General features: G+C 72.7%; 20 protein-coding genes and 2 pseudogenes. 2 read left to right on the top strand and 20 right to left on the bottom strand.

The features are described from left to right. Nucleotides 1–20 precede the first annotated feature (20 nt). The 6 genes and pseudogenes from carB to pyrR all read right to left on the bottom strand — a co-directional run bounded on the left by carB (nucleotide 21) and on the right by pyrR (nucleotide 8,261). Entirely contained in the window at nucleotides 21–3,335 is a 3,315-nt protein-coding gene (gene carB, locus OYE22_RS03770) for a carbamoyl-phosphate synthase large subunit (RefSeq protein WP_277319078.1), read from the bottom strand. Then, nucleotides 3,328–4,467 carry a glutamine-hydrolyzing carbamoyl-phosphate synthase small subunit gene (carA, locus tag OYE22_RS03775; protein ID WP_277323969.1) on the bottom strand — a complete coding sequence of 380 codons (1,140 nt, stop codon included), beginning with the start codon at nucleotides 4,465–4,467 and terminating at the stop codon, nucleotides 3,328–3,330. Before carA ends, carB begins: the two co-directional genes overlap by 8 nt. Nucleotides 4,468–4,658: 191 nt before the next feature. After that, nucleotides 4,659–5,189, bottom strand: a pseudogene (locus tag OYE22_RS03780) (hypothetical protein); the annotation flags it as partial. After that, nucleotides 5,186–6,481 (bottom strand): dihydroorotase, encoded by a 1,296-nt coding sequence (locus OYE22_RS03785; protein ID WP_277319079.1) that lies wholly within the window; start codon nucleotides 6,479–6,481, stop codon nucleotides 5,186–5,188. The gene OYE22_RS03785 and the pseudogene OYE22_RS03780, both read right to left, overlap by 4 nt. Beyond that, nucleotides 6,478–7,518 (bottom strand): aspartate carbamoyltransferase catalytic subunit, encoded by a 1,041-nt coding sequence (locus OYE22_RS03790; protein WP_176165015.1) that lies wholly within the window; start codon nucleotides 7,516–7,518, stop codon nucleotides 6,478–6,480. The genes OYE22_RS03785 and OYE22_RS03790 overlap by 4 nt, the downstream gene beginning before the upstream one ends. Before the next feature lie 89 nt (nucleotides 7,519–7,607). Continuing rightward, nucleotides 7,608–8,261, bottom strand: coding sequence for a bifunctional pyr operon transcriptional regulator/uracil phosphoribosyltransferase PyrR (gene pyrR, locus OYE22_RS03795; RefSeq protein WP_277319080.1), 654 nt, complete (start codon nucleotides 8,259–8,261; stop codon nucleotides 7,608–7,610). 198 nt (nucleotides 8,262–8,459) lie between these two features. On the opposite strand from pyrR, the gene bldD reads away from it, so the two are divergent. Beyond that, the gene (bldD, locus tag OYE22_RS03800; protein ID WP_176165013.1) at nucleotides 8,460–8,960 is read left to right on the top strand and encodes a transcriptional regulator BldD; all 501 of its coding nucleotides are present in this window, start codon (nucleotides 8,460–8,462) and stop codon (nucleotides 8,958–8,960) included. Nucleotides 8,961–9,277: 317 nt separating this feature from the next. On the opposite strand, the gene nusB is transcribed toward bldD, so the two are convergent. From nusB to OYE22_RS03870, 14 genes and pseudogenes are all read right to left on the bottom strand, one after another. Then, a complete protein-coding gene (gene nusB / locus OYE22_RS03805; protein WP_277319081.1) occupies nucleotides 9,278–9,712 on the bottom strand; it encodes a transcription antitermination factor NusB in 435 nt (144 codons plus the stop codon). A gap of 2 nt (nucleotides 9,713–9,714) precedes the next feature. Further along, nucleotides 9,715–10,281: an elongation factor P gene (gene efp, locus OYE22_RS03810; RefSeq protein WP_176165011.1), complete on the bottom strand. Its 567-nt coding sequence runs from the start codon at nucleotides 10,279–10,281 to the stop codon at nucleotides 9,715–9,717. Nucleotides 10,282–10,328: 47 nt separating this feature from the next. Beyond that, entirely contained in the window at nucleotides 10,329–11,435 is a 1,107-nt protein-coding gene (locus tag OYE22_RS03815; RefSeq protein WP_277319082.1) for an aminopeptidase P family protein, read from the bottom strand. Between the two features lie 198 nt (nucleotides 11,436–11,633). Further along, a pseudogene (locus OYE22_RS03820) lies at nucleotides 11,634–12,529 on the bottom strand (AAA family ATPase). A gap of 357 nt (nucleotides 12,530–12,886) precedes the next feature. After that, on the bottom strand, nucleotides 12,887–13,333 hold the full coding sequence (gene aroQ, locus OYE22_RS03825; RefSeq protein WP_277319083.1) for a type II 3-dehydroquinate dehydratase: 447 nt from the start codon (nucleotides 13,331–13,333) through the stop codon (nucleotides 12,887–12,889). Continuing rightward, nucleotides 13,330–14,463, bottom strand: a complete 1,134-nt coding sequence (aroB, locus tag OYE22_RS03830; RefSeq protein ID WP_277319084.1) for a 3-dehydroquinate synthase — start codon at nucleotides 14,461–14,463, stop codon at nucleotides 13,330–13,332. Before aroB ends, aroQ begins: the two co-directional genes overlap by 4 nt. A 48-nt stretch (nucleotides 14,464–14,511) precedes the next feature. Beyond that, nucleotides 14,512–15,066, bottom strand: a complete 555-nt coding sequence (locus tag OYE22_RS03835; protein ID WP_277319085.1) for a shikimate kinase — start codon at nucleotides 15,064–15,066, stop codon at nucleotides 14,512–14,514. Further along, the gene (gene aroC / locus OYE22_RS03840) at nucleotides 15,063–16,247 is read right to left on the bottom strand and encodes a chorismate synthase (protein WP_277319086.1); all 1,185 of its coding nucleotides are present in this window, start codon (nucleotides 16,245–16,247) and stop codon (nucleotides 15,063–15,065) included. Before aroC ends, OYE22_RS03835 begins: the two co-directional genes overlap by 4 nt. A gap of 224 nt (nucleotides 16,248–16,471) precedes the next feature. Beyond that, nucleotides 16,472–17,311 (bottom strand): shikimate dehydrogenase, encoded by an 840-nt coding sequence (locus OYE22_RS03845; protein WP_277319087.1) that lies wholly within the window; start codon nucleotides 17,309–17,311, stop codon nucleotides 16,472–16,474. 22 nt (nucleotides 17,312–17,333) lie between these two features. After that, nucleotides 17,334–19,316, bottom strand: a complete 1,983-nt coding sequence (gene mltG, locus OYE22_RS03850; RefSeq protein WP_348652179.1) for an endolytic transglycosylase MltG — start codon at nucleotides 19,314–19,316, stop codon at nucleotides 17,334–17,336. Between the two features lie 180 nt (nucleotides 19,317–19,496). Continuing rightward, nucleotides 19,497–19,961, bottom strand: coding sequence for a Holliday junction resolvase RuvX (gene ruvX, locus OYE22_RS03855; RefSeq protein WP_277319089.1), 465 nt, complete (start codon nucleotides 19,959–19,961; stop codon nucleotides 19,497–19,499). 300 nt (nucleotides 19,962–20,261) lie between these two features. Further along, complete coding sequence (alaS, locus tag OYE22_RS03860) at nucleotides 20,262–22,931, bottom strand: alanine--tRNA ligase (RefSeq protein ID WP_277319090.1); 2,670 nt, start codon at nucleotides 22,929–22,931, stop codon at nucleotides 20,262–20,264. After that, nucleotides 22,931–23,329, bottom strand: coding sequence for a hypothetical protein (locus OYE22_RS03865; RefSeq protein ID WP_277319091.1), 399 nt, complete (start codon nucleotides 23,327–23,329; stop codon nucleotides 22,931–22,933). The genes alaS and OYE22_RS03865 overlap by 1 nt, the downstream gene beginning before the upstream one ends. Before the next feature lie 5 nt (nucleotides 23,330–23,334). Further along, complete coding sequence (locus OYE22_RS03870; protein WP_277319093.1) at nucleotides 23,335–23,793, bottom strand: DUF948 domain-containing protein; 459 nt, start codon at nucleotides 23,791–23,793, stop codon at nucleotides 23,335–23,337. A 249-nt stretch (nucleotides 23,794–24,042) separates the two neighbouring features. Here OYE22_RS03870 and OYE22_RS03875 point away from each other — a divergent pair, with 249 nt between their 5' ends. After that, nucleotides 24,043–26,322 (top strand): AAA family ATPase, encoded by a 2,280-nt coding sequence (locus OYE22_RS03875; protein ID WP_277319094.1) that lies wholly within the window; start codon nucleotides 24,043–24,045, stop codon nucleotides 26,320–26,322. Nucleotides 26,323–26,370 lie beyond the last annotated feature (48 nt).

Consider the following 26,370-nt stretch of genomic DNA (forward strand, 5'->3'; position numbering starts at 1 on the left):
GCCCCGGGCGCGCCCGTGCGCTACTTCGCGTCGCGGGCCGCGGTGAGCTGCCCGGCGTGCTCCTGCAGGGAGCGCACCCCGACCTCGCCCCTGGCCAGCGCTTCGATGCCCTGGACGGCGGCGGCCAGCGCCTGGACCGTGGTGAGACAGGGCACGGCGCGGGCGACGGCCGCGGTACGGATGTCGTAGCCGTCGAGGCGGCCGCCGGTGCCGTACGGGGTGTTGACGATGAGGTCGATCTGCCCCTCGTGGATGAGCTGGACGATCGTCTTCTCGCCGTTCGGGCCCTCGCCCTCGCTCTGCTTGCGCACCACGGTGGCGTCGATGCCGTTGCGGCGCAACACCTCGGCGGTGCCGGAGGTGGCGAGCAGCTCGAAGCCGTGCGCCACCAGCTCCCGGGCCGGGAAGATCATCGAGCGCTTGTCGCGGTTGGCGACCGAGACGAAGGCCCGGCCGCCCCTGGGCAGCGCCCCGTACGCGGCGGCCTGGGACTTGGCGTACGCCGTGCCGAAGACCGAGTCGATGCCCATGACCTCGCCGGTGGAGCGCATCTCCGGGCCGAGGATGGTGTCCACGCCGCGGCCGGAAGCGTCCCGGAAGCGGGTCCAGGGCAGCACGGCCTCCTTGACGGAGATCGGCGAGTCCAGCGGCAGGGTGCCGCCGTCGCCGGTGGCCGGCAGCAGGCCCTCGGCGCGCAGTTCGGCGATGGTGGCGCCGAGCGAGATGCGGGCGGCGGCCTTGGCCAGCGGCACGGCGGTGGCCTTGGAGGTGAAGGGGACGGTGCGCGAGGCGCGCGGGTTGGCCTCGAGCACGTAGAGGATGTCCCCGGCCATGGCGAACTGGATGTTGATCAGGCCGCGCACCCCGACGCCCTTGGCGATGGCCTCGGTGGAGGACCGCAGCCGCTTGATGTCGAAGCCGCCGAGGGTGATCGGAGGCAGCGCGCAGGCGGAGTCGCCGGAGTGGATGCCGGCCTCCTCGATGTGCTCCATGACGCCGCCGAGGTAGAGCTCGTGGCCGTCGTAGAGCGCGTCGACATCGATCTCGATGGCGTCGTCGAGGAAGCGGTCGATGAGGACCGGGTGCTCGGAGATCAGGCCGGCGTGCCGGGTCAGGTACTCGGCCAGCGACGACTCGTCGTAGACGATCTCCATGCCGCGTCCGCCGAGCACGTACGAGGGGCGGACCATGACCGGGTAGCCGATCTCGGCGGCGATGCCCTTGGCCTGCTCGAAGGAGAAGGCGGTGCCGTGCTTGGGGGCGGGCAGCCCGGCCTCGGTGAGGACGCGCCCGAAGGCGCCGCGCTCCTCGGCGAGGTCGATGGCCTCGGGCGAGGTGCCGACGATGGGCACCCCGTTGTCCTTGAGGGCCTGGGCGAGGCCGAGCGGGGTCTGCCCGCCGAGTTGCACGACGACGCCCGCGAGCGGGCCCGCCTGCCGCTCGGCGTGCACGATCTCCAGGACGTCCTCCAGGGTGAGCGGCTCGAAGTAGAGCCGGTCGGAGGTGTCGTAGTCGGTGGAGACGGTCTCCGGGTTGCAGTTGACCATGACGGTCTCGTAGCCGGCCTCGCTGAGCGCGAAGGAGGCGTGCACGCAGGAGTAGTCGAACTCGATGCCCTGGCCGATGCGGTTGGGCCCGGAGCCCAGGATGATCACCGCGGGCTTCTCGCGCGGCGCGACCTCGGACTCCTCGTCGTAGGAGGAGTAGAAGTACGGGGTGCGCGCGGCGAACTCGGCGGCGCAGGTGTCCACCGTCTTGTAGACGGGGCGGATGCCGAGCGCGTGCCGCACCTCGCGGACCACCTCGGGGCCGAGGTCGCGGATGGCGGCGATCTGTACGTCGGAGAAGCCGTGCCGCTTGGCCTCGCGCAGGATGTCGGGCGAGAGCTGGTCGGCGGCGGCGATCTCGTCGGCGATCTCCTTGATCAGGAAGAGCTGGTCGACGAACCAGGGGTCGATCCGGGTCGCGTCGAAGACCTCCTCCTGGGTGGCGCCGGCGCGGATGGCCGCCATCACCGTGTTGATCCGGCCGTCGGTGGGGACGGCCGCCCGCTCGAGGAGCGCGGCCTTGTCGCCGGGCTCGGTGACGAAGTCGAACTGCGAGCCCTTCTTCTCCAGCGAGCGCAGCGCCTTGTTGAGCGCCTCGGTGAAGTTGCGGCCGATGGCCATGGCCTCGCCGACCGACTTCATGGTGGTGGTCAGCGTGGCGTCGGCGGCCGGGAACTTCTCGAACGCGAACCGCGGGACCTTGACCACGACGTAGTCGAGCGTGGGCTCGAAGGAGGCGGGGGTCTGCTCGGTGATGTCGTTGGGGATCTCGTCCAGCGTGTAGCCGACGGCGAGCCGGGCGGCGATCTTGGCGATCGGGAAGCCGGTGGCCTTGGAGGCGAGCGCGGAGGAGCGGGAGACCCGGGGGTTCATCTCGATGACGATGACCCGGCCGTCCTCGGGGTTGACGGCGAACTGGATGTTGCAGCCGCCGGTGTCCACGCCGACCTCGCGGATGACGGCGATGCCGATGTCGCGCAGGGTCTGGTACTCGCGGTCGGTCAGCGTCATGGCCGGCGCGACGGTGATCGAGTCGCCGGTGTGCACGCCCATCGGGTCGAAGTTCTCGATGGAGCACACGACCACGACGTTGTCGTTCTTGTCGCGCATCAGCTCCAGCTCGTACTCCTTCCAGCCGAGGATGGACTCCTCCAGGAGTACCTCGGTGGTCGGCGAGAGGGTGAGGCCCTGGCCGGCGATGCGGCGCAGTTCCTCCTCGTCGTGCGCGAAGCCGGAGCCGGCGCCGCCCATGGTGAAGGAGGGGCGGACCACGACCGGGTAGCCGCCGAGCTTCTCGACGCCCTCCAGGACGTCGTCCATGGAGTGGCAGATGACCGAGCGGGCGGACTCGCCGTGGCCGATCTTGGCGTTGACGGCGGAGACGACGTCCTTGAACTGGTCGCGGTCCTCGCCCTTGTTGATGGCCTCGACGTTGGCGCCGATCAGCTCGACGCCGTACTGGGTCAGCACGCCCGAGTCGTGCAGCGCGATGGCGGTGTTCAGCGCGGTCTGACCGCCGAGCGTGGGCAGCAGGGCGTCGGGGCGCTCCTTGGCGATGATCTTCTCGACGAACTCGGGGGTGATCGGCTCGACGTACGTGGCGTCGGCGATCTCCGGGTCGGTCATGATCGTGGCCGGGTTGGAGTTGACCAGGATGACGCGCAGGCCCTCGGCCTTGAGCACGCGGCACGCCTGGGTACCCGAGTAGTCGAACTCGGCCGCCTGCCCGATGACGATCGGGCCCGAGCCGATGACCAGGACGGACTGGATATCGGTGCGCTTAGGCACGGGGGCCCTCCATCAGGGAAACAAAGCGGTCGAACAGGTAGGCCGCGTCGTGCGGGCCGGCGGCGGCCTCGGGGTGGTACTGGACGCTGAACGCGGGCACGTCGAGGCACTCCAGGCCCTCCACGACGTTGTCGTTCAGGCCCACGTGGGCGACCCGGGCCCGGCCGTAGGGGGTGTCCACGACCTCGTCCAGGGGCGCGTCCACGGCGAAGCCGTGGTTCTGCGCGGTGATCTCGACCTTGCCGGTGGTGCGGTCCTGCACCGGCTGGTTGATGCCGCGGTGGCCGTACTTGAGCTTGTACGTGCCGAAGCCGAGCGCCCGGCCGAGGACCTGGTTGCCGAAGCAGATGCCGAACAGCGGGGTGCGCCGGTCCAGGACGCCGCGCGCCAGCTCCATCGGGTGGTCGGCGGTGGCCGGGTCGCCGGGGCCGTTGGAGAAGAACACGCCGTCGGGCTCGATGGCGTAGATCTCCTCCAGGCTGGCGGTGGCCGGGAAGACGTGGACCTCTATGCCGCGCTCGGCCATCCGGCGCGGGGTCATCGTCTTGATGCCCAGGTCGATGGCGGCGACGGTGAACCGCTTGGTGCCGACCGCGGGGACGACGTACGTCTCCTTGGTGGTCACCTCGCTCCACAGGTCGGCGCCCTTCATGCCGGGGGCGGTGCGCACCCGCTCGACGAGCGCGGACTCCTCCTCCAACGCGCTGCCGGAGAAGATGCCGACGCGCATGGCGCCGCGCTCGCGCAGGTGGCGGGTGAGGGCGCGGGTGTCGACCCCGCTGATGCCGACGACGCCCTGCGCCGCCAGCTCCTCGTCCAGGGTGCGCTGGGCGCGCCAGTTGGAGGGCTTGCGGGCGGGGTCGCGGACGACGTAGCCGGAGACCCAGATGCGGCCGGACTCCGGGTCCTCGTCGTTGACACCGGTGTTGCCGACGTGCGGTGCGGTCATGACGACCACCTGCCGGTGGTACGAGGGGTCGGTCAGGGTCTCCTGGTATCCGGTCATGCCGGTGGAGAACACCGCCTCGCCGAAGGTCTCCCCCACTGCGCCGTAGGCGCGGCCGCGGAAGATGCGGCCGTCCTCCAGAACGAGCACGGCGGGGACCCTGGCCCCCTGGGTGGAGAGCGTCATCATGTGCCTTTCTCGGGGGTTGCGGGGGTCGCCCCCCGCGGTGATGCAGCCTCGGGGGTTGCGGGGGTCGCCCCCCGCGGTGATGCGGCCTTGCGGGTCGCGGGGGTCGACCCCCGCGGTGTCGCGGCGCCGGCGGCCACGCGGCCGTCCTCGTCACGCCGCGTGGCGGTCGCGTCGCTGGGGCCGCCGGTGAGGTCGTTGATCGCGGTGACCCAGGCCGCGTGTTCGGCGGCGTGGTCGGAGCGGAAGCCGGAGTCGATCGCGCTGTCGCCGAGCTGCCAGGTGATCACCAGCAGCCCGCCCTCGGTGAGGACCTTGCCGGCGATGCCCTTGTCGAGCCGGGCGCCACGCAGCGCGCTGGTGGGCACGTGGAAGTCGCGGGCGCCGGGGCGCCGCACGGTCAGTCCGTCGTCGGTCAGCGTGACGTCGGCGCGGCTGCGGACGCCGAGGCCGTGCGCGACGATGCGCTCCAGCCACTGCCCGGCCTTGGTCGAGCCGTGGTAGCGCCCGGCCATGGTCAGCCGGGGCTCGCCCGGGTCGGCGGGCACCGGCGCCAGCTCCGGCAGGTCCGACTGGAGCAGCCCGCGCCACTTCCAGCCCTCCCGCATCAGCCAGTACAGCAGCACGATGACCAGCAGCAGGCCCACGACCCAGCCGGTGCGCGCGGCCCAGTCGCCCGCGTTCTGGGTGTCGTCCGCCGCCAGAAATGTCACAGGTGTCACGTCAGCTTCCCGTCCACGACCGTTGCCCGGCCCCGCAGGAAGGTGTGTGTCACTCGGCCCGGCAGCTCGCGCCCCTCGTAGGGCGTGTTACGGCTGCGGGAGGCGAAGCCCGCGGGGTTCACCACACCACGGTATGCCGCGTCGAGCAGGGTCAGGTTGGCGGGCTCGCCGGCGGCGATGGGCCGGCCGTGGCCGGCGAGGCGGCCGATGGCGGCGGGCCGGAAGGACATCCGGTCGGCGACGCCGGCCCAGTCCAGGAGGCCGGTGTCCACCATGGTGTGCTGGACGACCGAAAGCGCCGTCTCCAGGCCCACCATGCCCATGGCGGCGGCCGCCCACTCGCAGTCCTTGTCCTCGTGCGGGTGGGGCGCGTGGTCGGTGGCGACGCAGTCGATGGTGCCGTCGGCCAGCGCCTCGCGCAGCGCCAGCACGTCGGCCTCGGTGCGCAGCGGCGGGTTCACCTTGTAGACGGGGTTGTAGGAGCGTACGAGCTCGTCGGTGAGCAGCAGGTGGTGCGGGGTGACCTCGGCGGTGACGTTCCAGCCCTTGGACTTGGCCCAGCGCACGATCTCCACCGAGCCGGCCGTCGACAGGTGGCAGATGTGCACCCGGGAGCCCACGTGCGCGGCGAGCAGGACGTCGCGGGCGATGATCGACTCCTCGGCGACGGCGGGCCAGCCACCGAGGCCGAGCTGGGCGGAGACGACGCCCTCGTTCATCTGGGCGCCCTCGGTGAGTCGGGGCTCCTGCGCGTGCTGGGCGATGACGCCGTCGAACGCCTTCACGTACTCCAGGGCCCGGCGCATGATCACCGCGTCGTCCACGCACTTGCCGTCGTCGGAGAAGACCACGACGCCGGCGGCCGACTCGTGCATGGCGCCCAGCTCGGCGAGGTGCGCGCCTTCGAGGCCGACGGTGACGGCGCCGACCGGCTGCACGTCGCAGTAGCCGGACTCGCGGCCGAGCCGCCACACCTGTTCGACGACGCCGGCGGTGTCGGCGACGGGGAAGGTGTTAGCCATCGCGTGTACGGCGGTGTAGCCGCCGACGGCCGCGGCCTGGGTGCCGGTCAGCACGGTCTCGGAGTCCTCACGGCCCGGCTCGCGCAGGTGCGTGTGCAGGTCGACCAGGCCGGGCAGCAGGATCTGGCCCTCGGCTTCGACGACCGTGGCGCCCTCGGCCGACAGGCCCTGGCCCACGGCGGCGATGTTCTCGCCCTCGATGAGGACGTCGGCGCTGTCGCCGCCGATCAGTCGCGCGCCGCGCAGCAGGGTCTTGGTGGTCTCGCTCATGGCGTGCTGGTCTCCTCGGTGCGGGCGGGCTTGTCGGCGGGGGCGCTCGGGGCGAGGGCGGGCTCGTTGCCGCCGAGCAGCAGGTAGAGGGCGGCCATCCGGATGCTCACGCCGTTGGTCACCTGCTCCACGGCGGTGCAGCGGGGCGAGTCGGCGACCTCGGCCGTGATCTCCATACCCCGGTTCATCGGCCCCGGGTGCATGACGATGGCGTGTTCCGGCATTCGGGCCATGCGGTCGCCGGTCAGGCCGTAGCGGCGGGCGTACTCACGCTCGGTGGGGAAGAACGCGGCGTTCATCCGCTCGCGCTGGACGCGCAGCATCATCACGGCGTCCGAGGTGGGCAGCACCGCGTCCAGGTCGTAACTGACCTCGCAGGGCCAGCTCTCGACGCCGATGGGCACCAGGGTCGGCGGGGCGACCAGGGTCACCTCGGCACCGAGCGTGGTGAGCAGATGCACGTTGGAGCGGGCGACGCGGCCGTGCAGGACGTCGCCGACGATGGTGACCTTGCGGCCCGCCAGGTCACGGCCGGTGCCGTCGCCCGGGCCACGGTGGTGGGTGGGCCCGCCGTCCGCGGCGCCGGCCAGGTGGCGGCGCATGGTGAAGGCGTCGAGCAGCGCCTGCGTGGGGTGCTCGTGGGTGCCGTCGCCGGCGTTGACGACCGAGCCCTTGATCCAGCCGGAGGTGGCCAGCCGGTGCGGGGCGCCGGAGGAGTGGTGCCGGATGACGACGGCGTCGGCGCCCATCGCCTCCAGGGTCAGCGCGGTGTCCTTGAGGGACTCGCCCTTGGAGACCGAGGAGCCCTTGGCGGAGAAGTTGATGACGTCCGCGGACAGCCGCTTGGCGGCGGCCTCGAAGGAGATGCGGGTGCGCGTCGAGTCTTCGAAGAACAGGTTGACGACGGTGCGCCCACGCAGTGTGGGCAGCTTCTTGATCGGCCGGTCCGCGACGCGGGCCATCTCCTCGGCGGTGTCGAGGATCAGGACGGCGTCGTCGCGCGTGAGGTCGGCGGCCGAGATGAGGTGACGCTTCATCTGTGGGCTCCGTGAGGTAAGGAGTGGTGGGGCGTGCGGGCATGCGGGCACGCGGCGGCACGGCCCGGGGGCCGATGCCGTACGGGGGGCTACTGCCCGGCGTCCGCGCGCTCGCCCTCGGCGCCGTCGCGGGGGCTTGCGGGGCGCACGCCAAGGAGCACGCTGTCCCGGCCGTCCAACTCGGTGAACTGCACCTTCACCGTCTCGCGCAGCGAGGTCGGGAGGTTCTTGCCGACGTAGTCGGCGCGGATGGGCAGCTCGCGGTGGCCTCGGTCGACCAGGACCGCGAGCTGTACGGCGCGCGGGCGCCCGATGTCGTTGAGGGCGTCCAGGGCGGCGCGGATGGTGCGGCCCGAGAAGAGCACGTCGTCGACGAGGACGACCAGCCGGCCCTCGATGCCCGCCGTGGGGATCTCGGTACGGGCGAGCGTACGGGCGGGGCCAAGCCGCAGGTCGTCGCGGTACATGGTGATGTCGAGCGAGCCGACCGGGATGGCGCGGGAGGTGATCTCCTCAAGCTTGGCGGCGAGCCGCCGGGCGAGGAAGACGCCACGCGTCGGGATGCCCAGGAGTACGACGTCGTGGGCGCCCTTGGCGCGTTCCACGATCTCGTGGGCGATGCGGGTCACGACCCGGGCGATGTCCGGGGCTTCGAGCACGGGCCGGGCATCGATCTCCGGGCCAGAGCTATGGCCAGAACTTGCGCTCGATGCGGGGCCAGAGGACTGGCTGGGTGCGTCCATAACGGAACGGACCTCCTTCTCCGCCTCACGGGACGGACCTTAAAGGACGTCGGATTTACGTTATTGACGGTACCAGGACCGAAAAGGTGCGCAGTCGGGACCCCCACCCGAGCACGCGTACGCAACTTTCGGCTTGACGAAGCCAGATTACGCTGCGTAACCTCACAGTGAGTTACCAGTCTTCGTCCGGGGAGCTTTATGTCCAGCGAATACGCTAAACAGCTCGGAGCCAAGCTCCGCGCCATCCGCACCCAGCAGGGGCTCTCCCTCCACGGTGTCGAGGAGAAGTCTCAGGGCCGCTGGAAGGCCGTGGTGGTCGGTTCGTACGAGCGCGGCGACCGCGCCGTGACGGTGCAGCGCCTGGCCGAGCTGGCCGACTTCTACGGCGTTCCCGTGCAGGAACTCCTGCCGGGCACGACGCCGGGCGGGGCCGCCGAGCCGCCGCCGAAGCTGGTGCTCGACCTGGAGCGGCTGGCGCACGTCCCGGCCGAGAAGGCGGGTCCCCTGCAGCGTTACGCGGCCACGATCCAGAGCCAGCGCGGCGATTACAACGGCAAGGTCCTCTCGATCCGCCAGGACGACCTGCGCACCCTCGCGGTGATCTACGACCAGTCGCCCTCCGTGCTGACCGAGCAGCTCATCGGCTGGGGCGTGCTGGACGCGGACGCCCGCCGCGCCGTGCAGCACGAGGACCTGTGACCGACCACCGATGACCGGCGGCCGGTAGCGCCCGCGACACCTCGGGCGCGCCCTCGGGCCCCGGCTCGCACCCGCACCGCCGTCACGCACCCCCGCCCGCCGGGGTGGACACCCGCTGTCGCGGAGTGACCGCCCTGGCGGCACGGGGGCGTGCGGCGTGGACCGACCGCCACTCAGCGTTGGCCCAGGGCCGTGAGCCGGCCGGGGGCCATCACTCGTTCGGGCGTACGCGGCGCGATCGCGTCGGCCCCGCACATGCCGCTGCCCCTGGCGACCCTCTCGGGTCGTGCCAGGGGCAGCGGCATGAGGCGTACTGGTCAGCCTTCTTCGCGGCGCAGGCTGGGCTTGAGCTCCTTGAGCCGCCCCAGCAGGCCGTTGACGAACGCCGGGGAGTCGTCCGTGGAGAACTCCTTGGCGAGCTGCACCGCCTCGTCGATCACCACGGCGTCCGGCGTCTCGTCCTCCCAGATCAGCTCGTAGGCGCTGAGCCGCAGGATGTTCCGGTCGACGACTGGCATCCGGTCCAGGGACCAACCGACCGCATAGGTGGCGATCAACTCGTCGATGCGGTCCGCGTGGTCGGCGTACCCCTCGGTGAGCTGCATCGTGTACTCGTTGACCGGCGGCTGCCGGTCGTCGGACCGCGAGTGCCTGATCCAGTCCGCGAGCACGGTCGGCACGGCGGTACCGCGCTGATCGGCCTCGAAGAGGATCTGGAAGGCACGCTTGCGGGCCTTGTTGCGGGCAGCCACGGTTAGCTGTTCACCCGACCGAGGTACTCACCGGAGCGGGTGTCGACCTTGATCTTCTCACCGGTGGTGATGAAGAGCGGGACCTGGATCTCGTAGCCGGTCTCCAGGCGCGCGGGCTTGGAGCCACCGGTGGAGCGGTCGCCCTGGACGCCGGGCTCGGTGTACTCGATGACCAGCTCGACGGAGGCCGGCAGCTCGATGTAGAGGACGGCGCCCTCGTACATGGCGACTACGACCTCGTTGCCCTCAAGCAGGTAGTTGGCCGCGTCGCCGACGGTCTCGGGCGTCACATTGATCTGGTCGAACGTCTCCGTGTCCATGAACACGAAGTCGTTGCCGTCCTTGTACGAGAACTGCATGCCGCGCTTGTCGACATTCGCCGTCTCGACCTTCACGCCGGCGTTGAAGGTCTTGTCGACGACCTTGCCGGACAGCACATGCTTCAGCTTGGTGCGGACGAAGGCGGGGCCCTTACCGGGCTTGACGTGCTGGAACTCGACGACGGACCAGAGCTGGCCCCCGTCGAGCTTGAGCACCAGGCCGTTCTTGAGGTCGTTCGTGGATGCCACGGTTGCGGAATCTCCTGGACTGAAGCTGGTGGAACCAGGGGTGCGCGCTAGAGCGCGAGCAGCTCCTTGGTCGTGATGGTGAGTAGCTCGGGGCCGCCGTCCGCCTCGGGGCGAACGACGAGTGTGTCATCGATCCGGACGCCGCCCCGCCCCGGGAGGTGGACCCCCGGTTCGACGGTGACCGGCACACGAGCGTCCAGTTTACCCATGGCTTCCGGCGCCAGCCGAGGGTCCTCGTCGGTTTCCAGGCCCACCCCGTGCCCGACCCGGTCCCCCAGCGTCCCATCGCACCCCGCGGCGGCCAGCACCTGCCGACTCGCACGATCCACCTCGCGGTAGGCCGTACCCGGCGCCAGCGCCTCCCGACCGGCCCGCTGGGCGGCGAAGACCACATCGTACAGTTCGATCTGCCAGTCGGCCGGCGAGGTCCCGATGACGAAGGTCCGCCCCACCTCGCAGCGGTAGCCGCGGTAGCCGGCGCCCAGGCAGACGGTGAGGAAGTCGCCCTCCTCGACGCGGCGGTCGGTGGGCAGGTGCCCGAGACGGCCCGAGTGCGGACCGGTGCCGACGGAGGTGGCGAACGTCGGGCCGTCCGCGCCGTGGTCCACCAGGCGGCGCTCCAGCTCCAGCGCGAGGTGCCGCTCGGTGCGGCCCACCAGGATCGATTCGAGGAGTTCGCCCAGCGCCTGGTCGGCGATCTCGGCGGCGATGCGCAGGGCGGCGATCTCGTCGTCGTCCTTGACGATCCGCTGCTGCTCGACGGCGCAGCCGAGGTCGGCGAGGTCGAGTCGGGGCGCGGCCGAGCGCAGGGCGCGGTGCCGGTCCACGGTGAGGTGGTGCTCCTCGACGGCCAGCCGCGCGGCGCCGGCGGCTGCGGCGAGATCGGCCGCGGCGACGGCCGGGTCGCCGTGCGGCTCGGTCAGCTCCCGCACCGGAAGGTCGTCCTCGGGCCGGGCGGCGACGGGCTCGGCCGCCCGGGGCGCGGGGCGCAGCAGCACGTCCTCCGTCGGCCCGAGCAGCAGTACGGCCCCGGGCCGCGTCTCGCCGCACAGGTAGCGGACGTTGGCGGGCCGGGACACGAGCGCTGCCGCGTTCCCGACGGCCGCGCAACGCTCGCGCAGTCGGGTACGTCGCGTCGCGAAGACCTCGGACATGTTTCCGAGCGTAGAGGTGCCGCGCGCACCCGGCCGGTCGGGCGCGTCCGAGTGGGGACGACTGGCATCCGCGGCGGGTGCGGCGCGGGGCCACGCGCGAGGCGGGCGGGCGCCGGCGCCGGGCCGCTTGACGGGAAGCCCGCTCCGGCCGGCCCCGGGCCCGACCAACGGAAAGGTTCCGTCGGTCGGGCCCGGCGGCTACCAGGAGGGCGGGCTCGCGATGCTGCGCGCGACGGCCTCGTCCAGCATCTGGGCGGTCTGCGCCACGTCGTACTGCGAGTTGTCGATGATCGGCAGCCCCGACCCGTACCAGCCGGCCATCCGGCCGTGGATGCGGGCGACCTCCTCGTCGCTGAGCCTGCGGTTGCCCGAGCGGGCCGCGTTGCGCTCCAGGACGACCTCGAGGCCCGGCAGGAGCACCACGGGCAGCAGCCCGGGGCCGACGTGCCGCTTCCAGCCGCCGAGGCCCACGACCGGGCGGTCGGGGAAGACGGCGTCGTCCAGGATGCAGGAGATGCCGTTGGCCAGGAAGTTGCGGGCGGCGAAGCCGCAGGTGCGGCGGGCGAGCCGGTACTGCGCCTCGGAGTTCTCGTTCCAGCCGGACTGCGGGTTGGCGAAGCCCGACCTGACCCACTCGCGCACGTCGTCGAGGCTGATGTGCGCGGTGGGCACCCGCCGGCTGTCCGCCCACAGCCGGGCCACGGTGGTCTTGCCCGCGCCGGCCGGCCCGATGAGCAGTACGGCCACCGCGGTGCGGGACGCGTCGATCACAGGCTGGTCCCGTGACGCGTCGGGCAGCGGTACGGGGGCGCCCGGGGGCAGCGTCACCGGTCCGGTGGTGCCGTCGGTCGCGGGGGGCGGCGGCCCGGAGGGGGCCGCCATCGGCGGCGCCGGGTGCGGCGGGGGTGCCGGCGCGGGGGCGGGGGGCTCCCGGGCCAGCCGGGCGTCGGGGCGGGGCCCGGCGTCGGATGGGGGCCGCCGGCCACGGGCGGCGACCCGGGTGGCGCGGGGTGGCCCGAGTGCTGGGCGGCGCCCGCCGCACCCTGCCCCTGGCCATGGGACGGGGGCAGCGGAACTCCCACTGCGTGCTGCATCCGGTGGCTCTCCGTCTCGTACGGGCGGCTGACGTGTGTCGACCCGGCCGCGCGCGTGCGCCGGCCGAGTGCGCTACCGAACGGTACTCTCCCACTTCCGGGTGAACAGCGCCTCACCCGGCCCGCCGTTGGCCGGTGCGCGCTCCCCCCGCCGGCGCCGACCGCCGGCCCCGGACCACACCGGGCGCGACCGGTCGGGAGCGCCGCGCCAGCGGCCCACACGAGCGGCACCCGAGCCTGGCTCCGGGCCTCAACTCGCCGGCTCAGCGGGCTAGTTGAGGCGGTCACCGCGAGGTGGAGGCGGCGGGGGCCGGCGGCGCAGGCCCCCGCGTGACCCAGGGCGCCCAGCGGGTCGCGTCAGGCGGAGAGCTGGTCCGCCAGGGCTCGCAGGGCGAGCCGATATGACCCGATTCCGAACCCGGCGATCGTGCCGCTCGCGACGGCGGCGATGACAGAGTTGTGACGGAACTCCTCGCGCGCGTGCGGGTTGGAGATGTGCACCTCGATCAGCGGCGCGGTGCGCTGCGCCGCCGCGTCCCGCATCCCGTACGAGTAGTGCGTGAACGCGCCGGGGTTGATGACCACCGGAAGGGCGCCGTCCGCGGCCTCGTGCAGCCAACGGATCAGCTCGCCCTCGTCGTTGGTCTCCCGCACCTCGACCTCGAACCCCAGCTCCTTGCCGAGCGCCGTGCACTGCTCGACCAGGCCGGCGTAGGACGTCGCCCCGTACACGTCGGGCTCGCGGCTGCCGAGGCGGCCGAGGTTGGGCCCGTTCAGCACCAACACCCGGCGCTGGTCCGTCACTTGGCCACCTCCCCGTACGCGGCGAGCAGCACCGCCGGGTCCGGGCCCTCCAGGACGGTGGGCTTGCCGAGCCCGTCCAGGACGATGAAGCGCAGCAGGTCGCCCCGGGACTTCTTGTCCACCCGCATCGTCTCAAGGAGCCGGGGCCACTGGTCGCCCCGGTAGCTGAGCGGCAGCCCGACGGAGTCCAGGATGGCGCGGTGCCGGTCGGCCGTGGCGTCGTCCAACCGTCCGGCGAGGCGACCGAGTTCGGCCGCGAAGATCATGCCGACCGAGACGGCCGCGCCGTGCCGCCAGTTGTACCGCTCGTTCTTCTCGATGGCGTGCGCCAGCGTGTGTCCGTAGTTGAGGATCTCGCGCAGGCCCGACTCCTTGAGGTCCGAGGAGACGACGTCGGCCTTGACCCTGATCGAGCGCTCCAGGAGTTCCGCGGTGTGCGGGCCCTGCGGGGTCCGGGCGCCGGCCGGATCGGCCTCGATCAGCTCCAGGATCACCGGGTCCGCGATGAACCCGGCCTTGATCACCTCGGCGAGGCCGCTGACGTAGTCGTTGGCCGGCAGCGAGTCGAGGGCCGCCAGGTCGCACAGCACCCCGGACGGCGGGTGGAAGGCCCCGACCAGGTTCTTGCCCTCGGCGGTGTTGATGCCGGTCTTGCCGCCGACCGCCGCGTCCACCATGCCGAGCACGGTGGTCGGCACTGCGATCCAGCGCACCCCGCGCAGCCAGGTGGCCGCGACGAAGCCCGCCAGGTCCGTGGTGGCGCCGCCGCCGACGCCGACGATCACGTCCGAGCGCGTGAACCCGGTCTGGCCCAGCGCCTTCCAGCAGTACGCGGCGACCTCGGCGGTCTTGGACTCCTCCGCGTTCGGCAACTGGATGGCGATGGCCTCGAAGCCCTGCTCCGCGAGGTCGGCGCGCAGCGCCTCGCCGGTGGCGGACAGCGCCTCGGGGTGCAGCACCGCCACGCGCTTGACCCCGGAACCGATGAGCGCGGGCAGCTCGCCGAGGAGTTGGCGGCCGATGAGCACCTCGTAGGACGCGGTTCCCGCGCTGCCCGCGACCTGGATGCGGGTCGGCTGCGCGGGGTCGGCGGGCGCGGAAGACGCTGCGGTCTTGGACGGGTCAGTCATGCGTTCCTCACTGCGGGATGCGGCATCTGCGGGATGCGGGTCACACGATCACTCCTGAAGCTCCAGCGCCCTGGCGACCTCGCCGGCCACGTCCTCGGGAGTGCGGTCGTCGGTGCTCACGACGGCGCGGGCCACCTGCGTGTACAACGGACGGCGCGCCTCCATCAGCTCCCGCCAGCGCTGTCGCGGGTTGACGGCCAGCAGCGGGCGCGGCGCGTCCAGGCCCACCCGGCGCACGGCCGCGGCGAGCCGCACGTCGAGGAAGACCACGGGCAGGCCGGTCAGCAGCGCCCGGGTGCCCTCGTCCATCACCGCGCCGCCGCCGAGCGAGAGCACGCCCGGGTGCTCGGTCACGGCGGCGCGCACCGCGGCCCGCTCAAGGGCGCGGAAGTGCGGCTCGCCGTGCTCGAAGAAGATCTCCGGGATGGGCTGGCCGGCCATCTGCTCGATGTCGGCGTCGGTGTCGCGGTAGGTGGTGCCGAGGCGCTCGGCGAGCAGCGCGCCCACGGTCGTCTTGCCCGCGCCGGGCGGGCCCACCAGGATCACGACAGGCCCGCGGCGCTCGCCGGCGCCGGGCGCGGTGTGCTGCTCCGCGCCGGTCACCGGATCTGCAGGTTGTCGAGGAAGCCACGGACGTTGCGGCGGGTCTCGGGGACGCTGTCACCGCCGAACTTCTCCGCCACCGCGTCGGCGAGCACCAGCGCCACCATCGCCTCGGCGACGATCCCGGCGGCCGGCACGGCGCACACGTCCGAGCGCTGGTGGTGGGCCTTGGTCGGCTCGCCGGTGGTCACGTCGACGGTGGCCAGCGCCCGGGGCACGGTCGCGATCGGCTTCATCGCGGCGCGCACGCGCAGCAGTTCGCCGGTGGTCAGCCCGCCCTCGGTGCCGCCGGAGCGGCCGGTCGCCCGCTTGATCCCGTCCTCGGTCGGCAGGATCTCGTCGTGTGCCTGCGAGCCGGGCACCCGGGCCAGGTCGAACCCGTCGCCCAGCTCGACGCCCTTGATGGCCTGGATGCCCATGAGCGCCGCCGCGAGCCGCGCGTCGAGCCGCCGGTCCCAGTGCACGTGCGAGCCGAGCCCGACCGGCACGCCGTACGCCAGCACCTCGACCACGCCGCCGAGGGTGTCGCCGTCCTTGTGCGCCTGGTCGATCTCGGCCACCATCGCCTCGCTGGCCTGGGCGTCCAGGCAGCGCACCGGGTCGGCGTCGAGGCGCTCGACGTCGCCGGGGGTGGGGTAGACGCCGTACGGGGCCTTGGCCGCGGCCAGCTCCACCACGTGCGAGACGATCTCGATGCCGGCCGTCTCCTTGAGGTAGGAGCGGGCGACGGCGCCGAGGGCGACGCGGGCCGCGGTCTCCCGCGCGGAGGCGCGCTCCAGGATCGGCCGGGCCTCGTCGAAGCCGTACTTCTGCATGCCGGCCAGGTCGGCGTGGCCGGGCCGGGGGCGGGTCAGCGGCTCGTTCCTGGCCAGCCCCGCCAGCACCTCGGGGTCGACCGGGTCGGCGGCCATCACCTGTTCCCACTTGGGCCACTCGGTGTTGCCCACCATGATCGCCACGGGGCCGCCCAGGGTCAGGCCGTGTCGTACGCCGCCGATGAACGTGACCTCGTCGCGCTCGAACTTCATCCGGGCACCGCGGCCGTAGCCGAGCCGCCGCCGCGCGAGCGCGTCCGCCACCATGTCGGTGGTGATCGGTACCCCGGCGGGCAGCCCCTCCAGGGTCGCCACCAGTGCGGGGCCGTGCGACTCCCCCGCCGTCAGCCAACGCAACCTGCTCAACGGTGCTCCTTAAAACCTCGCGCCCGTGCGACTTCTCAGCTCCGATCCTCCCATGAGCTGGGACGGAGCCCGTTCGCCCGTCCACGCTACGGACCACGGCCCGCGCCCGTCGCCGGCCGGCGCGGCGTTCGGGCGCCGCTCGCACGGCACGCCGCGTCCGGCCGTGCTCGCCCCCGGTGGCCGCCGGGGGCGAGCACGGTACGCCGAGTCGCGAGCCGGAGCCGCTACGCCGGGGGCCGCTGCCGCGCCGCGAGCGCGGCCTCGCCCGCCTCCCGCATGGCGGCCAGCGGTGCCGCGCCGCCGGTCATCCGCTCCACCTGCAACACCGCCTGGTGCACGAGCAGGTCGAGCCCGCCGACGACGGCGCCGCCGCGCGCCGACCAGGCGGCGGCCAGCGGGGTGGGCCACGGGTCGTAGAGCACGTCGAAGAGCGCGCCGGGGCGCTCGGGCACGGCGGCGGCCAGCGCGTCGGTGCTGCCGGCCGGCGTGGTCGCGAACACCAGCGGGGCGCTCATCGCCTCGGCGGCGTCCGCCCAGTCCGCGGTGCGCACGCGCACCCCGAGCCGCTCCCCCCACTGCCGCATCTCGGTGGCCCGGGCCGCCCCGCGCACGTACGCGGTGACCTCGCCGACCTGGATGCGGGCGAGGGCGGCCAGCGCCGACGAGGCCGTGGCCCCGGCGCCCAACACCGCGGCGTGCTCCACCCGTTCCACGCCGCGCTCGCGCATGGCCGCGATCATGCCGGGGATGTCGGTGTTCTCGCCGACCCGCCGGCCCTCCTCGGTGAACAGCACGGTGTTCACCGCCTCCACCGAGGCCGCGGTCTCGCTGATCTCGTCGAGCAGCGGGATGATCGCCCGCTTGAGCGGCATCGTCAGCGAGAGCCCGGCCCAGTCCCGGTCCAGCCCCTGCAGGAAGGCCGGCAGCCCGGCCTCGTCCACCTCGTACCGGTCGTAGCGCCAGCCGGTCAGCCCCAGCTTGGCGTACGCGGCCCGATGCAACACCGGCGAGAGCGAGTGCGCGATGGGCGATCCTAGGACCGCCGCCCTGCGGTCGTCCGGCATCTGTCTGTCCCCGCCCCCTGTGTCAGTTACCGCCGCCGCGCGTCTTGTTGAACTCTTCGACCAGCTTCTTGTGCTCGGCGTAGGTCTTGGTGAACTTCGTCGTCTTGAGGTCGACGGAGATGAAGTAGTACCACCCGCCCCGCTCGGGCTTCAGGGTGGCCTTCAGCGCGTCCTCCCCCGGGTTCCCGATGGGCCCGGGCGGCAGCCCCTTGTCGTGGTACGTGTTGTAGGGGTTGTCGTACTTGCGCAGTTCCTCGATCGTCAAGTCGATCTTGCTCTGGTTCTTGATGTAGTTGTACGTCGAGTCGAACTCCAGCAGCCCGTTGGTCTGCACGTTGTCGGGCTTGAGGCGGTTGTAGACGACGTCGGCCATCTTGCGGAAGTCGTCGTGCGTCATGCCCTCGGCGTTGACGAGGCTGGCCACGGTGACGATGTCGAGCGGCGACGACAGGCCCAGGCTCTGGGCCTTGGCCTCGTCGATGCCGAGCTTCTCGTACTCCTTGTTGGCCTGCTCGACCATCTTGCGCAGTACGGCGGCGGGCTTGGCGTCCTTGCCGACGCTGTAGCGGGAGGGGTAGAGGAACCCCTCCAGCGGGTCCTTGATGTTGGGGTTCTTGTTCGCCCACGCGGGGAGCCCGAGGTTGCGGTACTCCTTCTGGGCCACCTCCAGGGTGGTGCCCTCGGCGGCGCCGATCTTCTTGTCGATCGCGGCGTAGACGGCGCGGTTACGCATGCCCTCGCTGACGATCAGGGAGTTCAGCGCCGCGGGGTCGGTCATCATCGTGACGGCCGCGTCACCCGACATCTGCTTGTTGAGCGTGTACGTCCCCGCCTGGATGCGGTCGCCCTTGGGGTTTCCGTTGGCGGCGTCCACGAACGCCTGGCTGCTCTTGACGACGCCTTCGCGTTTGAGAATGTCGCCCATGGCGGCGACCCCGGTGCCCTCGGGAATCTCGATCTGCACCTGCTCGTCGGTGCCCTCGCCCGCGAAGTCCGGCGCGGCGCCGAAGTGGCTCTGCCAGAACTGGTAGCCGAAGTAGCCCACGCCGCCCACGGCGCCGCCGAGCACCACCGTGACCACCAGACACGCCATGCCGCTACGGCGCTTGGTCTTCTGGTCGCGCCGCTCCCGGGACTGCCGGCGCTCCTCGCGCGGGTCGCTGACATCGTCGTCATAGGCGCCGTCGAACGCGTCGCCGTGCTCGGCGCCCCGGCCCGCGTCGCGCCCCGGCCCCCGGCCGGCACGCCCGCCGCGGCCGGCGCCGTCCGCGTCGTCGAGGAAGGAGTTCTTCTCTTCCGCGAAGAAGGGATGGTCGGGACCGTCCGGAGCGGGCTCGTTCTCCGCCCGCCAGTCGTCTACCGGCTCCCCCGCCGGGGGGCCCGCCGGCGCCCCTCCCCGCGTCTGCTGCCGCGGCTCCTGCCCCGCCTGCCGCTGGTACGCCGGCTGCTGCTGGGCCTGCTGGCCGTGCGGGGCCGCCTGTTGCTCGGGCGCCGGGTAGCCGTCCGGCGTCCCGTAGTAGTCGGCCTGCTCGCCGCCGAACGGCTGGCCGTGCTGAGCGGAGGGATAGCCGTCGACCGGCTGGCCGTGCTGGTCCCGCGCGTAGGGCTCACCGGGCTGGGCATGCTGACCCGTCGCGTACGGGTCGCCCGGCTGGGCGTGCTGGCCCGTGCCGTACGGGTCACCGGGCTGGGCGTGCTGACCCGTCCCGTAGGGGTCACCGGGCTGGGCGTGCTGGCCCGTCCCGTAGGGGTCGGCGGACTGGCCCTGCTGCTGGGGCGGCTGTTGGCCGTGCTGCTGGCTCTGCTGCTGACCGTGTTGCTGGCCGTGCGCGTACGGATCGCCCGGGCCGCCGCCGTACGGCGCGGCCGAGCCCTGCGCGCCGTCCCAGCCGTACTGCTGCTGCGCGAAAGGTTCCTGCTGCTGCGCATACTGCTGGGCCTGGTCACCGTAGGGGCTCTGACCGCCCGCGGCCTGCTGCCCGTGCCACCCCGGGTCCCCGTACAAGGGGTCCTCGGGGTCCCACGGTTGAGAGCCGGAGCTCCGGCCATACTCAGTCATCAATCCCCTAGTGCCGCGCTGCGGCAGCCGATACGCGCGTGGGGCGCGGGGTTCGCTCCGCCGGGCTATCACGACGCCCGGGATTCGAACGGCTGCCATGCCGCGCGGAACGTTACCGTATCGCGATCAGATGACCACTTCGACGGCCTCTCCCGGCGGGCGGCCCGAGGCGCGCTCCGTCTCCAGCGCGTTCTGGAGGATGATGACGGCGGCGGCCTGGTCGACGACCGACCGCCCCTTCTTGCTCCTGACCCCCGCGGCGCGCAGCCCCTGGGTCGCGGTGACCGTGCTCATGCGCTCGTCCACCAGCCGCACCGGCACCGGCGCCACGGCCCGGGCCAGCTCGTCGGCGAAGCCGCGCACCTTGATCGCGGCCGGGCCCTCCGTGCCGCGCAACGACCGTGGCAGGCCGACGATGACCTCGATCGGCTCGTACTCCTCCACGATCGCCACCAGCCTGCGCCGGGCGGCCGGGACGTCCCGGCCCGGCACCGTCTCCACCGGTGTCGCGAGGACCCCGTCGGGGTCGCACGAGGCCACCCCGATCCGGGCGTCTCCGACATCGACGGCGATCCGTCGCCCGCGTCGCATGGGCCGTTCCTCGCTCACGCCGCCTCGTCCCCGCTCCCGCTCGACCTACCGCTCACGCCGGAGCCGTTGTTCCACCACCGGGGTGACGTACTCCCGTCACCCCGTCCGTGCCCCCGCCCGGTCGAGTGCGCATCGCACCCGCCCGGGCGGTCGTCGGCCGGCCGGGTGACGTTCACCCGGCCGGCCGACCACTACTGCGACCACGCGGCGGCACGCTCGCGCGTCACGCGCGAAGCGGCCATCCACCGCGCCCACTCAGCCGCTCGAACCGCCTGCTCGGCCGGTCCTCACGCCCGCTCCTCACGCCTGTTCGGCGACGAGGCGCTGCACGGCGGCGATCGCGTCGTCGATGGCGGCCGGGTTCTGGCCGCCGCCCTGCGCGACGTCCGGCTTGCCGCCGCCGCCTCCACCGAGCGTCTTGGCGGCGGTGCGCACCAGCTCACCGGCCTTGAGGCCACGCTCGCGGGCCGCCTCGTTGGTGGCGATCACCGTGAGCGGGCGCTCGCCGGCGACGGCGAACAGCGCGACGACGGCCGGGCGACCGCCCTGGATACGCCCGCGCACGTCGAGCACCAGCTTGCGCAGGTCATCGGCGCCGGTGCCGTCGGGCACCCGGCCGGTCACCAGCGCGACGCCCCGCACGTCCTGGGCGCCCTCGGCGAGGCCGGCGGCGGCCTGCAGCACCTTCTCCGCGCGGAACCGCTCGATCTCCTTCTCGGCCTCCTTGAGCTTGGCCAGCATTCCGGAGATCTTCTCGGGCAGCTCCTCGGGGCGGCCCTTGACCAGGTCCGTGAGCTGCGAGACCACCGTGTGCTCGCGAGCGAGGAAGTTGTACGCGTCCACGCCCACCAGGGCCTCCACGCGGCGCACCCCGGAACCGATCGAGGACTCGCCGAGCAGCTTCACCAGGCCGAGCTGGGCCGTGTTGTGCACGTGCGTGCCACCACACAGCTCCTTGGAGAAGTCGCCGATGGTCACCACGCGCACCCGGTCGCCATACTTCTCGCCGAACTCGGCGATGGCGCCCTGCTTCTTCGCCTCGTCCATGCTCATCACCTCGGCGGTGACGTCGAGCTCGCGGGAGAGCACGTCGTTGATCTTCTGCTCGACGTCCGTGAGCACCGTGCCGGGAACCGCGGTCGGCGAGCCGAAGTCGAACCGGAAGCGGCCGGGCGAGTTCTCCGAACCGGCCTGCGCGGCCGTCGGGCCGAGCGCGTCGCGCAGCGCCTGGTGGGTGAGGTGGGTGGCGCTGTGCGCGCGGGCGATGGCCCGCCGGCGGGCGACGTCGATCTGGGCGTACGCCCCGGCGCCGACGACGACCTCGCCGACCTGCACCACGCCCTTGTGCACGCTCACGCCGGGCACCGGCTGCTGTACGTCCCGCACCTCGACCACGGCGCCGGTGTCCAGCTTGATCCGGCCCGTGTCGGCGAGCTGACCGCCGCCCTCGGCGTAGAACGGGGTGCGGTCGAGGACGACCTCGACCTCGTCGCCCTCGTGCGCGGCGGGCGACGAGACACCGTCAACGAGCAGCCCGACGACGGAGGACTCCCCCGCCGTCTCCCCGTACCCGGTGAAGACCGTGGTGCCGGAGGTGTCGGCGACCGCGCGGTAGGCGGAGAGGTCGGCATGGCCCTGCTTCTTGGCCTTGGCGTCCGCCTTGGCCCGCTCCCGCTGCTCCTTCATCAGGCGGCGGAAGCCCTCCTGGTCGACGGTCAGCCCCTGCTCGGCGGCCATCTCCAGGGTCAGGTCGATGGGGAAGCCCCACGTGTCGTGCAGCAGGAACGCCTTGTCGCCGGCGAGCGTGGTGGAGCCGGCGGCCTTGGTCTCGCTGACGGCCGTGTCCAGGATGTTGGTGCCGGACTTCAGCGTCTTGAGGAACGCGCTCTCCTCGGCCAGGGCGACCGTCTCGATGCGCTTGCGGTCCTCAAGCAGCTCCGGGTACTGCTGGCCCATCGTCTTGAGCACGACGTCCACGAGCTGCCCGACCACCGGACCGGTGGCGCCCAGCAGGCGCATGTTGCGGATGGCGCGGCGCATGATGCGGCGCAGCACGTACCCGCGGCCCTCGTTGCCCGGGGTGACGCCGTCACCGATGAGCATCACCGAGGTGCGGATGTGGTCGCCGACCACGCGCAGGGCAACGTCGGTGTCCGGGCCGGCGCCGTAGGCGACCCCGGTCAGCTCGGTGGCCTGGTCCATGACGACCCGGAGGGTGTCCGTCTCGTACATGTTGTGCACGCCCTGCAGGATCATCGCGAGGCGTTCGAGGCCGAGGCCGGTGTCGATGTTCTTGCTGGGCAGCTCGCCGAGGATCGGGAAGTCCTCCTTGCCGGAGCCCGGTCCGCGCTCGTACTGCATGAAGACCAGGTTCCAGATCTCCACGTACCGCTCGTCGTTGACGGCCGGGCCGCCCTCGGGGCCGAACTCCGGGCCGCGGTCGTAGTTGATCTCGGAGCAGGGGCCGCACGGTCCGGGCACGCCCATGGACCAGTAGTTGGGGCCCATGCCCAGGCGCTGGATGCGCTCGGCCGGCACGCCGATGACCTCACGCCAGATGCGCTCGGCCTCGTCGTCCTGCTCGTAGACCGTGATCCACAGCTTCTCCGGGTCCAGGCCGTAGCCCCCGTCCGCCTGCGAGCTGGTCAGCAGCTCCCAGGCGAGCTTGATGGCGCCTTCCTTGAAGTAGTCGCCGAAGGAGAAGTTGCCGCACATCTGGAAGAACGTGCCGTGCCGCGTGGTCTTGCCGACCTCTTCGATGTCGGGCGTGCGCACGCACTTCTGCACACTGGTGGCCCGGTCGAAGGGCGGCTTGACCTCGCCCAGGAAGTACGGCTTGAAGGGCACCATGCCCGCGGGGACCAGCAACAGCGTCGGGTCGTCCGCGATCAGCGACGCCGACGGCACGACGGTGTGCCCCCGCTCCTCGAAGAAGCGTAGCCAGCGGCGGCGGATTTCGGCCGACTCCATCAGTAGTCCTCTTTCCGATCGTTCCGGTCGGTCTTCCGGTCGTTTTCCCGGTCGTTCCAGTCGTCGCCCCGGCGGGTGTCCGGATCGCCTTGGGCGGTCAGGCCCGCGGGGCGGTAGGTCTTCGACTCCAGCACCTGCGCGTGCCGCACGGGCAGTTCCCGGACGTCGGGTCCCCCGTTGAGTCCCAGCGCGTCGTTCAACGCCGCTTCCCGGTCCGACATTCCAACCCGTACGTCCAGGGCGAACTGCTTCAGTCGGTGTCCGGTCTCCACCGCCTTGTCCGCGGCCTGCGCGGCCAGACTCTCGGGAGTCAACTGGCGCAACTTGCGGTTGACCTTGGTGGTGGCCCACACGCCGGCTGCGGCGCCGGTGGTGAACCAGAATGCGCGGCGGAACATCGCGATCAGTCCTTCTTGCTCCGGTCATTGTTCCGGCTGGTGCTCCGGCTGCGGCGGCCACCGCGCCGTGCGGACGGCACGGTCTTGCCGACGACGACGGTCGAGCGCTCGGGCGCCTCGCCCTTGCGGCCGATGGCCCGGCGTACCCCGTACCCGAACGCGGCCACCTTCACCAGCGGGCCGCCGAAGGCCGACGAGACGGTGGAGGAGAGCGCGGACGCGTTGGAGGTGACCTCCTGGACGTCGGCCGCGATCGAGTCGACGCGCGCGAGCTGCGTGTTGGCCGAGCGCACCGTGGCCGACGCCTCGCTCAGCAGCGGCACCGCCTGGTCGGTCACGTCGGCCACCAGCTTGGTGGTCGCCTTGAGCGCCTGCGCGAGCCTCACCAGCGCGAGGGCGAGGAACGACACCAGGATCGCCCAGAAGACGGCCACGAGGATCCCGGCCACTTCTCCACCGGACACGTCGCACCGCTCCCTGCTGATCGTTGACTCGTCATGGGCTGCACTCGTTCAGCGCGGCCCGCCGCCACTTGCGGGCGGTCAGGCATCGCGGGCGCGGGCGGCAGACACCGAGCCTATCGCGCCGCGGCTCCTCGGCCGTACCGCATTGTCGCTCGCCACGGGCCGCTTCCGGCGGGGGCGCGCGCCCTGGCCGAGTGGCAGGAGCGGGGATTGTACGGCCCGCATACCGTTGAGTACGCTCCGTGTTTCATGCGACATGTTCCGCGCCCCGGATCAGCGAAGCCCAGCCCCTCCGCCCAACCCAGCAGAGCGGGCGCCCTCCCCGCCGAAGTCAGCCGGTTCGTCGGGCGGTCCGCGGAACTGGCGGAGACCAGGCGACTCCTCTCCCGAACCCGCCTGGTGACGATCACGGGCGCCGCCGGGATCGGCAAGTCCCGGCTGGCGCTACGGGCGGCCAGACGGATGCGGAATCGCTTCTGCGACGGCATGTGGCTGGTCAGCCTGGCCGAACTCCCCGCCGACGCCAACCTCGACGAGGCCGTGCTCCGCGCCCTCGGGCTGACCGCGCCCAGCGGGCGACCCCCGCGCGAGGTGTTGGTGCGGCGCCTCGCGCAGGGCGAGACGCTGTTGGTGCTCGACGGCTGTGAGCACCTGAGCGAGCCGTGCGCCGCGCTGGTGGCCGAGCTGTTGCGGCGGGTGCCGGGCCTGCGGGTGCTCGTCGCCAGCCGGCGCCCGCTCGGGATCACCGGCGAGCGGCTGCTGCCGCTGGGCCCGCTGCCGGTGTGGCCCGACGCCGTCGAACTGTTCGCCGACCGCGCCTCGGCGCTGCTGCCCGCCTTCACCGCGGCGGCCGACCGCGAGACGGTGAGCGAGGTGTGTCGCCGCCTGGACGGCATGCCGCTGGCCATCGAGCTGGCGGCGGCGCAGTTACGCACCCTGTCCCTGGAACAGGTCCTGCTCCGGCTCGACGACCCGCTCAGGCTGCTGACCAGCGACGGCCACAGCGTCCCCGACCGGCACCGCTCGCTGTCCACCGCGATCGGCTGGAGCCACGAGCTGTGCACGGCCGGCGAGCGGCTGCTGTGGTCGCGGCTGTCGGTCTTCGACGGCGGCTTCGACCTGGACGCCGTCGAGTACGTGTGCTCCGGCCCGGACCTGCCCGCCGACGAGGTGCTGCCGGTCCTGTCGGGCCTGGTCGCGCAGTCCGTCGTGGTCCGGGACGACCCGCCCGAGGGCGCCGGCCAGGCCCGCTACCGGCTGCCGCGCCCAGTGCGCGCGTACGGCGCCCGGTGGCTGGCGGAGCTGGGCGAGACCGAGCGGCTGCGCAAGCGGCACCGCGACTGGTACCTGGGGCTTGCCACCTGGTGCGAGCTGGACTGGTTCAGCCTGCGCCAGGTCGAGGTGGCCCAGCGCGTGGAGGCGGAGCTGCCGAACCTGCGGCTCGCGCTCGAACACAGCCTGGAGAGCCCCGAGGACGCGCACATCGGCCAGTACCTGACCGGCACCCTGTGGTTCTACTGGGTCGGCTGCGGACGGCTCGCCGAGGGCCAGCGCTGGCTGGAGCGCGCGCTGGAACTCGGGGGCGACCAGCCGGAGCCGCGCGCGAAGGCGCTGTGGGCCGTGGGCCTGACGGCGGCGGCGCGCGGGGACGCGGTGGCCGCGCTGACCGCGCTGCACGAGTGCCGCGAGCTGGCCGACCGGTGCGGCGACGAGGGCGCGGCGGCGCTGGCCACCCAGATGCTGGGCGCGACCGCGCTCGCCAACGACGACCTGCCGGGCGCGGTGGCCCTGTTGCGCGAGTGCCTTGAGCGCTATCGCGCCCGGGGCGAGCTGAACGCCCTGGTGCTCCTCGCGCAGGTGCAGCTCGCGCTGGCGTTGGCGCTGCTCGGCGACGCCGAGGCGGCCCTGGCGCTGGCCGAGGACGCCCGACAGGTGGCCAGTGACAGCGGGGAGCGGTGGGTACGCTCGTACGCCCTGTACGCGCTGGCCTGCGCCCGTGCCGAGCGGGGCGAGGACGAGCAGGCCCGTGAACTCCTGGTGGCCTGTCTGGAGATCAAGCGGGAGTTCGGCGATCTGCTGGGCATGACGCTGGCGCTTGAGCGGCTGGCGCCGCTGGTGGTGCTCGACGCGCCGGAGTGGGCGGCCGAGTTGCAGGGCGCCGCCCTCACCGGCTGGCACGACCTGGCCGGCGAGCCGCTGCGCTCCCCGCTGCTGCGCCAGCGGCACGAGCGCTGCGCCGCGCGGGCCAGGGGCCTGCTCGGCGACGCGGGGTACGAGGCGGCGCGGCGCGACGGGCGGCGCGCGGGCCTGGACTCGGCGGTGGCCCAGGTCCTGGAGCGGGGCCGTGGGCGTCCGGCCAGCCTGGTCGGGCAGGCGGGCGGGGTGGCCGGGCGGCCCTGGCCCGAGGAGGACCGGGCCAGCGAGGGCCGGGCGGCCGAGGAGTGGGCCGCGGGCGCGGCCGCCGCGCTGCGCCGCAAGCAGCCGGCCGGCCCGCCGCCGGCCGAGGCGGACGAGGAGCCCGCCGGCTAGGTCCGGCCCACACGCGAAAGGCCCCGCCCTCGCGGGCGGGGCCTACCT

Origin of the sequence: Streptomyces sp. 71268 (assembly GCF_029392895.1) — a bacterium.
Taxonomy (GTDB): Bacteria; Actinomycetota; Actinomycetes; order Streptomycetales; family Streptomycetaceae; genus Streptomyces.

Excerpts from the sequence above, each read along its gene's own strand:
- carA (WP_277323969.1), bottom strand. The coding sequence starts at position 4,467 with ATGACGCTCTCCACCCAGGGGGCCAGGGTCCCCGCCGTGCTCGTTCTG.
- OYE22_RS03785 (WP_277319079.1), bottom strand. The coding sequence starts at position 6,481 with ATGAGCGAGACCACCAAGACCCTGCTGCGCGGCGCGCGACTGATCGGC.
- OYE22_RS03790 (WP_176165015.1), bottom strand. The coding sequence starts at position 7,518 with ATGAAGCGTCACCTCATCTCGGCCGCCGACCTCACGCGCGACGACGCC.
- pyrR (WP_277319080.1), bottom strand. The coding sequence starts at position 8,261 with ATGGACGCACCCAGCCAGTCCTCTGGCCCCGCATCGAGCGCAAGTTCT.
- bldD (WP_176165013.1), top strand. The coding sequence starts at position 8,460 with ATGTCCAGCGAATACGCTAAACAGCTCGGAGCCAAGCTCCGCGCCATC.
- OYE22_RS03815 (WP_277319082.1), bottom strand. The coding sequence starts at position 11,435 with ATGTCCGAGGTCTTCGCGACGCGACGTACCCGACTGCGCGAGCGTTGC.
- aroB (WP_277319084.1), bottom strand. The coding sequence starts at position 14,463 with ATGACTGACCCGTCCAAGACCGCAGCGTCTTCCGCGCCCGCCGACCCC.
- OYE22_RS03845 (WP_277319087.1), bottom strand. The coding sequence starts at position 17,311 with ATGCCGGACGACCGCAGGGCGGCGGTCCTAGGATCGCCCATCGCGCAC.
- ruvX (WP_277319089.1), bottom strand. The coding sequence starts at position 19,961 with ATGCGACGCGGGCGACGGATCGCCGTCGATGTCGGAGACGCCCGGATC.
- alaS (WP_277319090.1), bottom strand. The coding sequence starts at position 22,931 with ATGGAGTCGGCCGAAATCCGCCGCCGCTGGCTACGCTTCTTCGAGGAG.
- OYE22_RS03865 (WP_277319091.1), bottom strand. The coding sequence starts at position 23,329 with ATGTTCCGCCGCGCATTCTGGTTCACCACCGGCGCCGCAGCCGGCGTG.
- OYE22_RS03875 (WP_277319094.1), top strand. The coding sequence starts at position 24,043 with ATGCGACATGTTCCGCGCCCCGGATCAGCGAAGCCCAGCCCCTCCGCC.